This window comes from Stenotrophomonas sp. SbOxS2 (assembly GCF_013416715.1).
Classification (GTDB): domain Bacteria; phylum Pseudomonadota; class Gammaproteobacteria; order Xanthomonadales; family Xanthomonadaceae; genus Stenotrophomonas; species Stenotrophomonas lactitubi.
Genome location: NZ_JAAVXD010000005.1, coordinates 20,420 through 34,753 on the forward strand (window position 1 = coordinate 20,420; position 14,334 = coordinate 34,753).

9 protein-coding genes are annotated in these 14,334 nt (G+C 67.9%); 7 read left to right on the plus strand and 2 right to left on the minus strand.

Going from position 1 to position 14,334, the window contains the following annotated elements; translation table 11 throughout:
• Nucleotides 1–108: 108 nt before the first annotated feature.
• From pilG to HFK18_RS09790, 7 genes are all read left to right on the plus strand, one after another.
• On the plus strand, nucleotides 109–510 hold the full coding sequence (pilG, locus tag HFK18_RS09760; RefSeq protein WP_005418455.1) for a twitching motility response regulator PilG: 402 nt from the start codon (nucleotides 109–111) through the stop codon (nucleotides 508–510).
• 18 nt (nucleotides 511–528) lie between these two features.
• Complete coding sequence (locus HFK18_RS09765; protein ID WP_025877749.1) at nucleotides 529–891, plus strand: response regulator; 363 nt, start codon at nucleotides 529–531, stop codon at nucleotides 889–891.
• Nucleotides 891–1,421 (plus strand): chemotaxis protein CheW, encoded by a 531-nt coding sequence (locus tag HFK18_RS09770; RefSeq protein ID WP_025877750.1) that lies wholly within the window; start codon nucleotides 891–893, stop codon nucleotides 1,419–1,421. Before HFK18_RS09765 ends, HFK18_RS09770 begins: the two co-directional genes overlap by 1 nt.
• 41 nt (nucleotides 1,422–1,462) lie before the next feature.
• Nucleotides 1,463–3,499, plus strand: a complete 2,037-nt coding sequence (locus HFK18_RS09775) for a methyl-accepting chemotaxis protein (RefSeq protein ID WP_180166098.1) — start codon at nucleotides 1,463–1,465, stop codon at nucleotides 3,497–3,499.
• 100 nt (nucleotides 3,500–3,599) lie between these two features.
• On the plus strand, nucleotides 3,600–10,268 hold the full coding sequence (locus tag HFK18_RS09780) for an Hpt domain-containing protein (protein WP_180166100.1): 6,669 nt from the start codon (nucleotides 3,600–3,602) through the stop codon (nucleotides 10,266–10,268).
• Nucleotides 10,255–11,589 (plus strand): chemotaxis protein CheB, encoded by a 1,335-nt coding sequence (locus HFK18_RS09785; protein WP_100554178.1) that lies wholly within the window; start codon nucleotides 10,255–10,257, stop codon nucleotides 11,587–11,589. Before HFK18_RS09780 ends, HFK18_RS09785 begins: the two co-directional genes overlap by 14 nt.
• A complete protein-coding gene (locus tag HFK18_RS09790) occupies nucleotides 11,586–12,050 on the plus strand; it encodes a chemotaxis protein CheW (RefSeq protein ID WP_100553281.1) in 465 nt (154 codons plus the stop codon). The genes HFK18_RS09785 and HFK18_RS09790 overlap by 4 nt, the downstream gene beginning before the upstream one ends.
• A 101-nt stretch (nucleotides 12,051–12,151) precedes the next feature.
• Here HFK18_RS09790 and HFK18_RS09795 read toward each other — a convergent pair whose 3' ends face one another.
• On the minus strand, nucleotides 12,152–12,889 hold the full coding sequence (locus HFK18_RS09795) for a 16S rRNA (uracil(1498)-N(3))-methyltransferase (RefSeq protein ID WP_180166102.1): 738 nt from the start codon (nucleotides 12,887–12,889) through the stop codon (nucleotides 12,152–12,154).
• Nucleotides 12,880–14,271 carry an adenosylmethionine--8-amino-7-oxononanoate transaminase gene (bioA, locus tag HFK18_RS09800; RefSeq protein ID WP_218946662.1) on the minus strand — a complete coding sequence of 464 codons (1,392 nt, stop codon included), beginning with the start codon at nucleotides 14,269–14,271 and terminating at the stop codon, nucleotides 12,880–12,882. Before bioA ends, HFK18_RS09795 begins: the two co-directional genes overlap by 10 nt.
• Between the last annotated feature and the right edge of the window lie 63 nt (nucleotides 14,272–14,334).

The following is a 14,334-nucleotide window of genomic DNA, read 5'->3' on the forward strand; positions in this document are numbered from 1 at the left end:
ACGCCCCGCGCCACGGACCGCCCTTGAAGCGGGCGCGGGAAGTGCGATATAGATACGCTTTCGCAGCGGCTCCCGCCAAAGATTGGGCCGCGCGCTTGGGGAATGGCAATGACTGAAAACACGACTGCGGGCGGGGAGCTCGCAGGACTCCGGGTGATGGTCATCGATGACTCGAAGACCATCCGCAGGACTGCGGAAACACTACTGAAGCGCGAAGGCTGCGAAGTAGTGACCGCAACGGACGGTTTCGAGGCCTTGGCCAAGATTGCCGACCAGCAGCCGCAGATCATCTTCGTCGACATCATGATGCCGCGCCTGGATGGCTACCAGACCTGCGCACTGATCAAGGGCAACCAGCTGTTCAAGGCGACCCCGGTGATCATGCTGTCGTCCAAGGATGGTCTGTTCGACAAGGCGCGGGGGCGCATCGTCGGCTCGGAGCAATACCTGACCAAGCCATTCACGCGCGAAGAACTGCTGGGTGCCATCCGCACGTACGTCAACGCCTGACCAGGGGGGAAAGGCACAATGGCTCGTATCGTCCTGATCGAGGATTCACCGACCGACCGCGCGGTGTTCACCCAATGGCTGCGCCGTGCCGGCCATGAGGTGCTGGAAGCGGACAATGCCGAAGATGGCCTGCAGCTGGTCCGCGACCAGGTGCCGCAGCTGGTCCTGATGGACGTGGTGCTGCCGGGCATGAGCGGTTTCCAGGCGACCCGGGCGATGGCCCGCGACGCCGCGATCAAGCACATCCCGGTCATCATCGTCAGCACCAAGGCGATGGAAACCGACAAGGCCTGGGGGCTGCGCCAGGGCGCCGCCGATTACATCGTCAAGCCGCCGCGCGAGGAAGAACTCATCGCGCGGATCAACGAGCTGGTGGCCTGATGCGCTCGCCCTTCGACATTCTTGAAGCCTACGAACGGCGCAGCCTGGCCCACGCGGTACAGCTGCCCGGGCGACAGTTCGCCCAGGACCTGTGGCGTGGCGTCGGATTCCGTGTCGGCCAGCGCCGGCTGGTGTCCGATTTCCGCGAAGTGGTGGAGATCGTACCGATGCCGCCGGTGACCCCGGTGCCCTGTGCGCAGCCGTGGCTGCTGGGCGTGGGCAACCTGCGCGGCAACCTGTTCCCGGTGGTCGACCTGAAGTACTTCCTGGAAGGTGCGCGCACCGTCCAGCAGGAAGGCCAGCGCGTGCTGATCATGCGCCAGGCCGGTGGCGACGTCGCCCTGACCATCGACGAACTGTTCGGCCAGCGCAGTTTCGAGCTGACCCAGCAGATCGAGGCCGGTTCACTGGCCGAAGGACGCTACGGGCACTTCGTCGATCGCGCTTTCCACGCCGATGGCAACGACTGGGGCGTGTTCTCGCTCTCGCTGCTGTCGCGCACCCCTGAATTCCGGCAAGCCGCGGCCTGAGGCCGGGCATCGCCCCCTGCATTGAAAATCGAGGTTGAACGATGAGTACTGCTTCGGATGCCAACAAGTCCGGCAAGCTGCGGCTGGGCGGCAGCAACCTCTGGCTGGCGCTGTTGGCGCTGTCGATGATCCTGTTCGGCGTGAACACGGGTGTGTCCACCTGGCAGGGCAGCCGCCTGGCCGATGCCGGCTCCAAGGCAGCGGACCTGCAGGTGCTGTCGCAGCAGCTGGCCAACCAGGGTCGTGACGCGGTGGGCGGCAACGCGCAGGCCTTCACCGCCTTCAAGGCCACCCGCAACGCGATCGAGCAGAACGTGTCGACCCTGCAGGGGCGCTACGGCAACGAGCCGGGCGTCTCCGGGGCGATCTCGACCCTGGCCGACACCTGGACGCCGCTGGGCAAGCAGGCCGGCCAGCTGGTCGCCAGCGAGCCGGCGGTGCTGGCCCTGGCCGGCAACGCCAACAACTTCTCCGGTGCGGTGCCGGGCCTGCAGGCCCAGTTGAACGAACTGGTGCGTGCGATGTCCGCCTCCGGCGCCCCGGCGTCGCAGGTCTACAGTGCCCTGCAGCAGGTGGTGGTGGCCGGTTCGATGGCCCGTCGCGTGACTGAAATCCGTGCCGGCGGCACGGCTGCGGCCGCTGCCGGCGACGCGCTGGCCCGCGACATCACCGTGTTCTCGCAGGTACTCGATGCGCTGCGCAATGGCAACGAGGATCTGGGCATCACCGCCGTGCGCGGCGCTGCCGCCGTTGCGGCGCTGGAGCAGTCGCAGCAGAAGTGGGAGGCGATGAAGCAGGACGCCGACGCGATCCTGGCCAGCTCGCGCCAGCTGTTCGCCGCGCAGTCCGCTGCCGCCACGCTGGGCCAGGGTTCGGCGAAGATGCTGACCGACAGCCGCAAGCTGTTCGAAGCGTTCTCCTCGTTCGGCTCGGTGTCCGACACCCGCCTGTTCCCGAATTTCTGGATCGGCGTGGTATCCGGTGCGCTGTCGCTGATCGCGATCATCGGCTTCGTCTCCACCAACGTGCGCAGCCGCTCGCGCGAACAGGAACTGCGCTACCAGACCCAGGTGGAGTTCAACAGCCGCAACCAGCAGGCGATCATGCGGCTGCTGGATGAAATCTCCTCGCTCGGTGAGGGCGACCTGACCGTGAAAGCCTCGGTGACCGAGGACATGACCGGCGCGATCGCAGACGCCATCAACTACGCGGTGGATGAACTGCGCCACCTGGTGACCACCATCAACGACACCTCGGCCAAGGTCGCGCTTTCGACCCAGGAAACGCAGGCAACGGCGATGCAGCTGGCCGAAGCGGCCGGCCACCAGGCCAACCAGATCACCTCGGCATCGGACCGGATCGGCGAAATCGCCGCCAGCATCGAGCAGGTATCGCGTAACTCGGCCGAGTCGGCCGACGTGGCACAGCGTTCGGTGGTGATCGCCGCCGAGGGTGCCGGCGTGGTCCGCGAGACCATCCAGGGCATGGACCAGATCCGCGACCAGATCCAGGAAACCTCCAAGCGCATCAAGCGCCTGGGCGAGTCCTCGCAGGAGATCGGCTCGATCGTGGAACTGATCAACGACATTTCCGAGCAGACCAACATCCTGGCGTTGAACGCGGCCGTGCAGGCGGCGTCGGCCGGTGAAGCCGGTCGCGGTTTCGCGGTCGTGGCCGACGAAGTGCAGCGCCTGGCAGAGCGCACCTCCGGTGCGACCCGACGCATCGAGAACCTGGTCCAGGCCATTCAGGCCGATACCAACGAAGCGGTCACCTCCATGGAACAGACCACCGCCGAAGTGGTGTCCGGTGCACGCCTGGCCGAAGACGCCGGTACCGCACTGACCGAGATCGAGCGCGTGTCCAACGCACTCAACACCCTCATCAAGAACATCTCCATCGCCGCGCAGCAGCAGTCGTCGGCGGCGTCGGACATCACCCGCACGATGGGCGTGATCCGCCAGATCACCGGCCAGACCTCGCAGGGTGCCGGGCAGACCGCCGAGTCGATCGGCCACCTGGCGCAGCTGGCGGCCGACCTGCGTCGTTCGGTCGCCGACTTCAAGCTGCCGGCGTGACACGGGCAGGGCGGCGAGCAAGGAACCAGTCGATGAAGCATTTCCATTTCCCACGCCAGGATCCGCGCGACCGTCGCGCGGCGGCGACCGGAGCGCATCCATGAGCAGCCTGCGCGATGCGATGAGCCACGCGGCCCTGGGCTGGGTCAAGCCCGAGCTGGACGAGACCCTGCGCCTGGTGCGCAACGAGGTCGAGTACTTCGCCGAAGACCCGGGCGACAGCAGCCGCATGCGCATCTGCGCCGGCTATCTGCACCAGGTGCAGGGCACGCTGCGCATGGTTGAACTGTATGCACCGGCGATGGTGGCCGAAGAGCTGGAACAGCTCGCCATTGCTGTCGGCAAGGGCGAGGTGGCCGAGCGCGATGAGGCCTGCGCTACCCTGATGCGCGGCAGCGTGCTGCTGCCCGATTACCTGGAGCGCCTGCAGAACGGGCACCGTGACATTCCGATCGTGCTGCAGCCGCTGCTCAACGAGATCCGCGCCGCCCGTGGCGAGGCGCTGATCAACGACAGCGTGCTGTTCGCGTTCGCGCCCGATTCGGTGACCGCCACCGAAGCGGAACTGGACCACGCGCGTGGCAGCCTCAGCGGCCGCAACCGCGAACTGCTGGATACCGTTGGCAATGCGGTCAAGGAAGAACTGCTGCAGGTCAAGGACGCCCTGGACCTGCACCTGCGTACCGACGGCGCGCCGCAACAGCTGCAGGAGCAGGTGACCAAGCTGGGCTCGGTGGCCGATACGCTGGGCATGCTCGGCCTGGGCGCCGCGCGCGGCGTGGTCGTGCAGCAGCGTGATGCACTGCGCGGGGTTGTCGAAGGCCGCCAGCAGATCGACGAAGACATGCTGCTGGATATCGCCGGTGCGCTGCTTTATGTCGATGCATCGCTGGACGACCAGGTCGCACACCTCGGTGCCAGTGGCAGTGGCCAGGATGATCCGAGCGCGGTGGAGAACCGGCGCACGGTGGAAGTGCTGGCGCACGAGGCGATCGCCAATTTCGCCGCCGCCCGCGAGCATTTCGTCGCCTTCATTGAAACCAGCTGGAACCACGCGGAGCTGCAGGACGTGCCGCGCCTGCTCGGCGATGTCTCCGGCGCATTGCGCATGCTCGACCTGGGCACCGCCGCCGACTACCTGCGCGGCGTGCAGCAGTACATCGAAGCTGAACTGATCGGTCGCCAGCGCGTGCCCAGTGGACGCCAGCTGGACACCCTGGCCGATGCCATGGCCAGCCTGGAGTACTACCTGGAAGCGCTGCGCGACCGCCGTCCGGGTCGCGAGGACATCCTCGACATCACCCGCAGCAGCCTGGAAGCGCTGCGCTACTGGCCGCTGCCCGAGCGCGGCGTGGCCGCAGCCGAGCAGGTGCAACCGGTCGAGCGCGAAGCCGTGCCCGTGCCGGCCGTTCCGCTGCAGATCGAACCGCTGGACGCCATCGTGCAGGCCGCCGCGCCGACGCCGGGCGACGTGCCCGCCTCGCTGCCCGATTTCACCTTTGATCCGCTGCCGGAGGCCCCGGCCGCCGACAATGGCGTGATGTTCGGATCGCTGGCTACGCCGGCTGTCCCTGCCGAACCGCGCGACGCCCCGGCGCCACTGCTGTTTGCCGCCTCCAGCGCACCCGCGCCGGAAGTGCCGCAATGGGAACTGGGCGGGTTCGACGCGCCGGCAGGTACGGCTGCCGAACACAGCGACGAGCGTGCACCGACCTTCGCCAGCTTCGATCCGGTCAGCTTCGATCCGCTGTCCGCCGAGCAGTCCAATACCGCTGCCTGGACGTTGTCCGAAGCGCCGGTGCTGGAACACGGCAACGCGCAGGTAGCCACCGTGGACGGCAACGATGACGCCTTCCTGGCGACGTCGTTGGACGAGGCGTCGTTGGCTGCGCCGCTGGATGCGGTCATTTCGCCGGCATTCGATCCGGTTGCCGCCGAACAGGACGGCCAGCCGCAGCCGAACGACGACGTGGTGTTCCGTTTCGACAGCAGCCTGCTGGACAACGCCGATGACGTGCTGTCGCTGGAGGCGATGGAAACGCTGTCGCTGGACGACGAACAGGAGTCGCCTGCGACGCTGGAACTCATTGATGCAGTTGCGGTGCCGCAGTTCGACGACGGCCTGGCCATTGCCGAATTGACCGACGCCACCGCCGAGACCGAGGCTGAGGCTTACGTTGAACCGGTCGCTGATCTGCGCGCGCCCGAAGACCTGCCGGCATCGGCGGCTGCGCCGACCGTGTCTCTGGTCGATGTGGATACCATCGCGCCGATCGACTTCAGCGAGGCCGATGCGCAGTTCTTCGCAGAGCTGAATGCCGCCGCCGCCGACTTCAATCCGCAGGCCATGCAGGCAACTGCCGGGCCGACCGAAACCGTACCGCCGGCCGTGGCCGAGGGCGGGTTCGATGCGGGTTTCGACGACGATGCCGAAAACATCGACCAGGACATCCGCGAGGTGTTCCTGGAAGAATTCGACGACGAGCTGGGCAATCTCGGCACGCTGCTGCCGGCCTGGCGCATGCAGCCGGACAACATGGATCGGCTGCGGCCGATCCGGCGCATCTTCCACACACTGAAGGGCAGTGGCCGCCTGGTCGGCGCACGTACCCTGGGTGAGTTCGCGTGGAAGATCGAGGGCATGCTCAATCGCGTGCTCGATGGCACCCGTGCCCCCACGCCGGCGGTGCTGGCGATGGTCGATCACGCATACACGGCACTGCCGCAGTTGAACGCGGCACTGCGCGACGGCCAGCGTGTCAGCGTGGACCTGCAGGCGATGCAGGCCATCGCCGATCGCGTAGGTGCAGGCGAAGAGACGTTCTACGTTGCGCTGCCGGGCGCTGCTGCACCGGCGCTGGTGACAGCGGCCGATGCTGTCGAGCCCGTTGGCAGCGCCGAGCCGGTTGTCGACGCCCCGGCAGAGAGCGCTGTCGAAGCGGCGGGTACGCCGGCCAACATCGACAGCGTGCTGCGCGAAATCCTGGAAGCCGAGGTGGAACTGCACCAGGCCACGCTGCAGGGCTGGTTGCGCTCGGCGCAGCAGGCGCCGCAGCCGGTCAGCGATGCGTTGCTGCGTGCGGTGCACACCATGAACGGCGCCTTCGCGATGACCGAAGTGCCGGAAATCACCGCCGTTACCGGCGGCGCCGAGTCGTACATCAAGCGCGCGCTGGCCGCCGAGGTGGTGCCCGGTGATGACGCCGTGGCGGCCCTGGACGAGACCGCGCGGGCGATCAACGCGACCATGGACGCGCTGCAGGCCGAGCAGCCGCGGATTGCGCCGCAGGCTGAACTGGCGCAGCGCCTGCAGGCGCTGGCCGGTGAACTGCCGGAAGCACGCTGGCCGATGACCGGGCTGGACGTCGAGGATGAAGATGAAGACGGCCAGCTGCTTTCGCTGGTCGTCGATGCCGAGGCTGATACCGATACCGATGTCGTCGTGTCGACGCATGAGGTCGAGATCGAGCCGGAAGCCGGGCGTGATACCGATGATGTCGATACCGACGTGCTGGATGCAGTGCAGGTCAGCGAGGACGCGTTGAGCGACGCGGGCCTGGAGTCCGCTGAGTTGACCGGCAGCGATGATCTGTCGCGTTACTTCGACGCAGGATGGCCTTCGATGCCGGACGCCCCGGCACCGGAATCGACGTTGGAAGTGGCTGCTTCCACGCTCGTTGCCGCGGAGATTGAAGCCGGACAGGCGGTGGTGACATCGGAAGACACTGCGTTGGAAGACGCCGCGTTGACTGCGGTGGACGATCTGTCGCCGTATCTGGACGCCAGCGCGCTGCCGGTTGACGATCGCGACCTGGATGTCGCAAACGACCTGAATACGCCGCCGCCGTTCACATCTGAAACGGCGGTGGATGAAGACGCTGCTGCAGTGCCGCTCGACAGCGAGCTGTCCAGCCTGCAGGATGAAATGGCTGTGCCGGGCTTCGCAGACCCGGTCACGCTGGAAGCCGCGCTCGAGGCCGGCCTTCACGTGATCGACGAGGAGCAGGACCGGGATGAAGACGGGCAGTGGCCCGTGCTCGGCCTGCAGGCCAGCGAACTCGCGCCTGGCGAGGCGGAAGCCTTTGCCGAGGATGCGGACGTCGGCGGGGAGGCGGCGGTCGGTGAAGGAGAGAGCACCGACCAGCCGTCCCCGGCGACGGTGGAAGACGTCGGGCCCGTGGAGACGGCGCAGGACGCCATTTCGCCCTCGCGCTTCTTCGAACTGGAAGATGCTCCGGGCCAGCCTACCGTGGCGGACAGCGGCATGATCGTGGTGCCGATCGTGGCTGAGGCTGAGGCTGCGGCGACCGATGCCGAACCTGTCGCCATCGACAGCGCCGATGCGGTGGTGTCGGCGGACACTGCTCTGCTCGACACCCAGACCGAATCCGAGACCGAAGACAGCGCCGACCTGCTCGACTTCAGCGTCTATGACCGCGAGCTGGTCGACATCTTCGTCGAGGAAGGCAAGGACCTGCTGGATCATTGCGATGGGCTGATCAGCGAACTGCGCGAAGCGCCGCAGGATCGCGAAGCCCTGGCCGGCCTGCAGCGCGATCTGCATACGCTGAAGGGTGGCGCGCGCATGGCGGGCATCAACGCCATCGGCGATCTCGGCCACAGCATCGAATCGCTGCTGGAGGCTGTCGCCGGCGGGCGCACCGAGATCGAACGTCGTGACGTGCAGTTGCTGGAGCGCGGTTTCGACCGCCTGCACCAGCTGCTGACGCGCACTGGTGAACATCGCGTTGTCGAGCCGGCACAGGATCTGCTCGATGCCTTTGAAGCACGGACCACGACCGACATCGCCGCCGCTGCCAGCGCAGCTGCAGCCGCTGCTGCCACCGAGGCGGAGCAGACTCCGCAGGTCACTCCGGCCGTGGCCGTGGTCGACGCCCCGTTGTCGGCACCGTTGCCGGTGGAAGGCTCCACCGAAGAAGACCCGCTGGCCCGTCCGCAGCAGGAACAGGTGCGTGTGCGCGCCGACCTGCTCGACCGCCTGGTCAACCACGCCGGTGAAGTGGCGATCTACCGTTCGCGCCTGGAACAGCAGCTCGGCGCCTTCCGCGGCGCGATGGGCGAGCTGGAACGCACCAACGCGCGTCTGCGCGACCAGCTGCGTCGCCTGGACCTGGAAACCGAAGCGCAGATCGTTGCCCGCTACCAGCGCGAGCAGGACCAGGCCGACCACAAGTTCGATCCGCTGGAACTGGACCGTTTCTCCACCCTGCAGCAGCTCAGCCGCGCGCTGAACGAGTCCGCCGCCGATCTGGGTGGCCTGCAGGGCGTGCTGGACGATCTGTCGCGCCAGTACGATTCGCTCCTGCAGCAGCAGTCGCGTGTCAGTTCGGAACTGCAGGACGGCCTGATGCGCGCGCGCATGGTGCCGTTCGACGGCCTGGTGCCGCGCCTGCGCCGGGTGGTCCGCCAGGCCGGCATGGACACCGGCAAGCAGGTCCACCTGACCCTGGAAGGCACCCACGGCGAACTCGACCGCAACGTGCTTGATCGCATGGTCGCGCCGCTGGAGCACATGCTGCGCAACTCGGTTGCCCATGGCCTGGAAGCGCCGGAACAACGTCGTGCCGCCGGCAAGCCGGAAGAGGGCGAAATCGCCATCCGCCTGCACCGTGAAGGCTCGGAAATCGTGCTGGACGTGGCCGACGACGGCGCGGGCCTGGATCGTGAGGCAATCCGCCGTCGCGCCATCGAACGCGGCTTGCTGCCTGCCGATGCGCAGCCGAGCGAGCAGGAACTGGACAACCTGATCTTTGCTTCGGGCTTCTCCACTGCTGACCAGGTCAGCCAGCTGGCGGGCCGTGGCGTCGGCATGGACGTGGTCGGCAACGAAGTGCGCCAGCTCGGCGGCTCGGTCGACATCCAGTCGGTACGTGGCCAGGGCGTGCGTTTCACCCTGCGCCTGCCGCAGACGCTGGCGGTCACCCAGGCGGTGTTCGTGCAGATCGGCGAAACCACCTTCGCAGTACCGGTGGCGTCGGTCAGTGGTATCGGCCGGCTGTCGCACGAGCGCTTCGAAGCGGCTGACAGCAGCTACCGCTACAGCGGCGAAGACTATCCGCTGTACGACCTCGGCAGTCTGGTCGGCCAGGCGCCGGCGCGCGCCGACGGGCAGGCCCAGGTGCCCTTGTTGCTGGTCCGCGCAGGCGACCTGCGCGCCGCCGTTGCGATCGACCAGGTGCTGGGCAACCGCGAAGTCGTGGTCAAGCCGGTGGGCCTGCAGATCGCCTCGGTACCGGGCATCTATGGCGCCACCATCACCGGCGATGGCCGCGTGGTGGTGATCCTGGACGTGGCCCCGCTGGTGCGTCGTTTCCTGGCCAACCCGACCGCGCCGGTGCTGGTCAATGCACCCCGCCAGGAACGCCAGGTGCCGTTGGTGATGGTGGTGGACGATTCGCTGACCATGCGCAAGGTCACTGGCCGCATCCTGGAGCGTCACAACTTCGAGGTGAGCGTCGCCCGCGATGGCGTCGAAGCCCTGGAACAGCTGGAAGAGCGCGTGCCGGACCTGATGCTGCTGGATATCGAAATGCCGCGGATGGACGGTTACGAGCTGGCTACCGCAATGCGCGCCGACCCGCGCTACAAGGACGTGCCGATCGTGATGATCACCTCGCGCAGCGGCGACAAGCACCGCCAGCGCGCCTTCGAAATCGGTGTGCAGCGCTACCTGGGCAAGCCGTACCAGGAGCTGGACCTGATGCGTAACGTGTACGACTTGCTGGGGATTGCCCGTGTCCGTGAGTGACCTCGATCCGGTTCCGGCCGTAGCCCTGCTGGCCCGCCCGGGCGCGGCGCGCGAGCGCCTGCGCGAGGCGTTGGCCCATGCCGACGTGCAGATCGTGCTGGAAGACGATCCCATCACGCTGGAACCGCAGGCGCTGCAGGATGCACGCCCGCAGTTCGTGGTGATCGCGCTGGAAGCGGCCATTGAAGATGCGTTGGAGCGCCTGGAACCGGCGCTGTCGGCACCCGGGTTGACCCTGGTGTTCGACGAGGCTGAACTGGCCGCGCGTCGCGATGGGTGGGAAGCGCAGCGCTGGGGTCGCCACCTGGCCGCCAAGCTGCACGGCCACCAGCAGGTGCTGCCGCCGGGTGCCGAGGACGAACCGGCACTGCAGCTTGAGCCGGGCCGGCCGTCGACGCCGCCGCCGGTGCCGAAGGAAGCCGCGCTGCAGCCGCACCTGGAACAGGCCCGTTCGTGGGCCGACGACGTGCCGGCAGATGGCCTCTATTCGCCGCCGGCACATCTGCATGAGCCGATCGCGCTGGAGCAGGCACTGGCGGCGCTGCAGCCGGTGCTGGCGGAGACGGCGACGCCCGCTGATGCAGCGGCTGCACCGCCGCCGGTGCCGGCAGCTCCACCGACGGCGTTCACCGATCACACGGCCTGGTCGCTGGTCGACGAGGCCAGCGACGCGCCGGCAGAGCCGCGTGCTGCTGCGACGGTCGCGGCGCCGGAACCGGCGTTCGACACCGAGCATCTGTCACTGGTCGACCTGGACGCCGCCGCACCCGCAGGCAGCCGCGCCGGTGCGCTGCTGGTCCTGGCCGGTATCGGCGGCCCCGATGCGTTGCGCCGCCTGCTCGCGGCACTGCCCAGCGGGCTGGCCGTGCCGGTGCTGGTGCACATGCGCCTGGACGGCGGCCGCTACGGCAACCTGGTCAAGCAGATGGCGCGCGTATCACCGCTGCCGGTGCAGTTGGCCGAAGCCGGCCAGCGCGCCACCGCGGGCGAAGTGCATGTGCTGGCCGATGACATCGGCGTGCACGCTGCTGCCGACGGCCTGTATTTCCAGACCGAAGCGCAGGGCATCTCGATTGCCGCGTTGTCGGCCGAGCACAGCGCGCTGGTGCTGCTCAGTGGTGCCGACCTGGCCCATGTGGGCCCGGCGTTGGACCTCGCCGCCGCCGGCGCCTGGGTGGCCGGGCAGGTGGGCGAAGGCTGCTACGACCCGGCTGCGGCGACGGCCGTGGTTGCTGCCGGCATGGTGGCCGGTGAACCGCAGGAACTGGCGCAGGTGATCGCCGCGCGCTGGGGCCTGGATGACGACGGAGATGCCGCATGAGCTACGCCAGCAATGATGAGATCCGCGGCGTCCTGATCTCGGCCGGTGCCGAACGGGTCCTGCTGCCCAATGCCACCGTGGCCGAGATGATGTCGCGGGTGCCGGTGCAGGCGGTGGCCGACGCTCCGCGCTGGCTGGTGGGTGAGATCGGCTGGCACGGCTGGCAGGTGCCGCTGGTGTCGTTCGCACGGCTCTCCGGGTTGGGCGAAGAGACGGTGGCCGGCCACAACAAGGTGGTGGTGCTCAAGACACTCAGCGGCAACCCGGAGCGTCCCTACTACGCGCTGTTGACGCAGAGCTTCCCGCAGCTGATCTCGGTACCGCGCGATGGCCTGCTGGCCGACGCGTCCGAGGAAAACCTGCCCGACATCGTGCACATGCGCGTGTTGCTGGGTGAACAGAGCGCGCTGTTGCCGAATCTGGACGCACTGGAAGCCGCGCTGGATTCGCTGACGGCGTGACCGGAATCCGCCGGGCATGGCCCGGCGCTACCGCAGGCGTTCCGGATATCGGGTAGCGCCGGGCCATGCCCGGCGAGCGCAGTGGTCGCGCGATCCGTCGCTTATCCCAGATCGCCCAACCGAGCCTGCAATGCCGCGATCGCGGCCAGGCCTGCGGTTTCCGTGCGCAGGATACGTGGGCCCAACTGCAGGCCCTGGAAGCCTGCGGCCGCCAGCTGTTCACGGTCACGTGGCGACCAGCCACCTTCCGGGCCGATGGCGATCACCACGCCGCCGGCGGGCGCCGCCTGCAGTGTCGACAGCCGGTGCGCTCCCAGCGGGTCCAGGGTCAACCGCAACGTGTCGGCTGGCAGTGCCGCGCTGGCCTGCGCCAGCGACTGCGGCGGCCCTACCTGCGGAATGCGCGCACGGCCGGACTGCCCGCAGGCCGACTGCACCACGTTGTTCCAGTGCGCCACGCGCTTTTCCGCGCGTGCTGCATCCAGCTTCACCTCGGTACGCTCGGCATTCACCGGAACGATCGCGCTCACCCCCAGTTCGGTGGCCTTCTGCAGGATCAGATCCATCTTCTCGCCGCGTGCAATGCCCTGCAGCAGGGTGATGGTCAGCGGCGATTCGTTGCCGATCGGCTGCACCTGGTCGATGCGCGCCTGCACTTCGCGCTTGCCGGCCAGCGTCAGCGTCGCGGTGTAGTCGTGGCCATCGCCGTTGAACAGCACGCAGGTGTCACCCTCTCGCAGGCGCATCACCCGCACCAGGTGGTTGGCCGTCTCTTCCGGCAGGGTCACGGTCTGGCCGCTGTGCAGCGCCAGGTCGATGGGGCAGCGGGTCACGCGCATGCAATCGCCTCGTCGATGGCTGCCAGCGTCGTATGCGCCAGCAGCTCCAGTTGTTCGTCGTCCACGCAGTACGGTGGCATCCAGTACAGCACGTTGCCCAGCGGGCGCAGCACCACACCGCGCTTCAGCGCCGCCTTGTAGGCATGCAGCCCCAGCTTCAGCGCCGGATCGAAGGGCGTGCGCTTGTCGCCGTTGCGGGTCAGTTCGAAGGCCACCACCATCCCGGCCTGGCGCACATCGGCCACGTGTGGATGGTCGGCGAACGGTGCGGCCAAGGTTCCCATCACCGAGGCGATGCCGCGGTTGCGCGCGATCACATCGTCGTCGCCGAAGATGTCCAGCGTGGCCAACGCCGCCGCACAGGCCAGCGGGTTTCCCGTATAGCTGTGCGAATGCAGGAAGGCACGTTCGCGCGAATCATCAAGGAACGCGTCATACAGCGCCTGCGTGGCCAGCACCGCAGCCAAGGGCAGGAAACCGCCGGTCAGGCCCTTGGACAGGCACAGCAGATCAGGCATCACCCCGGCCTGCTCGCAGGCGAACATCGTGCCGGTGCGGCCGAAGCCGGTGGCGATCTCGTCGGCGATCAGGAAGGCGCCATGGGCGTCGCACAGTTCACGCACGCGCTGCAGATAGGCCGGATCGTGCATGCGCATGCCACCGGCGCACTGCAGCCGTGGCTCCAGGATCACCGCGCAGATTTCGCCCGGATGCTGGTCGAACAGCGTGGCAAGGCCGTCGGCGGCCTGGCGTGCGCGGTCGGCCGCACTCTGTCCGGGCTCGGCCAGGTAGGCATCGGGCGAGGGCGCGAACAGGCCCTCGGCCAGCAATGGCGCATAGACGCGGCGATACAGCGGGATGTCGGCCAGTGCGAGGGCGCCCAGCGTCTCGCCGTGGTAGCCGTTCTCCAGCGAGACGAAGCGCGTGCGCCGGGTCTCACCGCGGTTCTGGAAATACTGGAAGGCCATCTTCAGCGCCACTTCGACGCCGGCCGAGCCGTTGTCGGCGTAGAACACCTTGGCCAGCGGCGCGCGGCCGGGCTGGCGCGGCGCCAGGGCCAGCAGGCGTTCAGCCAGGGTGATCGCCGGTTCATGGCCGAAGCCGGCCAGCATCACCTGTTCCAGCTGCCCGGCCTGGGCGGCGATGGCACCGCCGATGCGCGGCTCGGCATGGCCGAACAGGTTGGTCCACCAGCTGCTGACGGCATCCAGGTAGCGGTTGCCGTCGTGATCGATCAGCCAGGCGCCTTCGCCGCGGGCGATCGGCACCAGCGGCAACGTGTGCGGATGCTCGCGCATCTGCGTGCACGGGTGCCATAGGACCTGGAGGTCGCGTTGCCGCCAGTGCTGGACCAGCGGAGAGGGGGTTGGGTCTGCTAGCATTTCGGGCTCATGAACATGTTGCTGCCTGCACATTCTATCGGCCTCGGCGCATGCGCCGGTTGC

Excerpts from the sequence above, each read along its gene's own strand:
- HFK18_RS09790 (WP_100553281.1), top strand. The coding sequence starts at position 11,586 with ATGAGCTACGCCAGCAATGATGAGATCCGCGGCGTCCTGATCTCGGCC.
- HFK18_RS09795 (WP_180166102.1), bottom strand. The coding sequence starts at position 12,889 with ATGCGCGTGACCCGCTGCCCCATCGACCTGGCGCTGCACAGCGGCCAG.
- HFK18_RS09780 (WP_180166100.1), top strand. The coding sequence starts at position 3,600 with ATGAGCAGCCTGCGCGATGCGATGAGCCACGCGGCCCTGGGCTGGGTC.
- HFK18_RS09765 (WP_025877749.1), top strand. The coding sequence starts at position 529 with ATGGCTCGTATCGTCCTGATCGAGGATTCACCGACCGACCGCGCGGTG.
- bioA (WP_218946662.1), bottom strand. The coding sequence starts at position 14,271 with ATGCTAGCAGACCCAACCCCCTCTCCGCTGGTCCAGCACTGGCGGCAA.
- HFK18_RS09775 (WP_180166098.1), top strand. The coding sequence starts at position 1,463 with ATGAGTACTGCTTCGGATGCCAACAAGTCCGGCAAGCTGCGGCTGGGC.
- HFK18_RS09770 (WP_025877750.1), top strand. The coding sequence starts at position 891 with ATGCGCTCGCCCTTCGACATTCTTGAAGCCTACGAACGGCGCAGCCTG.
- pilG (WP_005418455.1), top strand. The coding sequence starts at position 109 with ATGACTGAAAACACGACTGCGGGCGGGGAGCTCGCAGGACTCCGGGTG.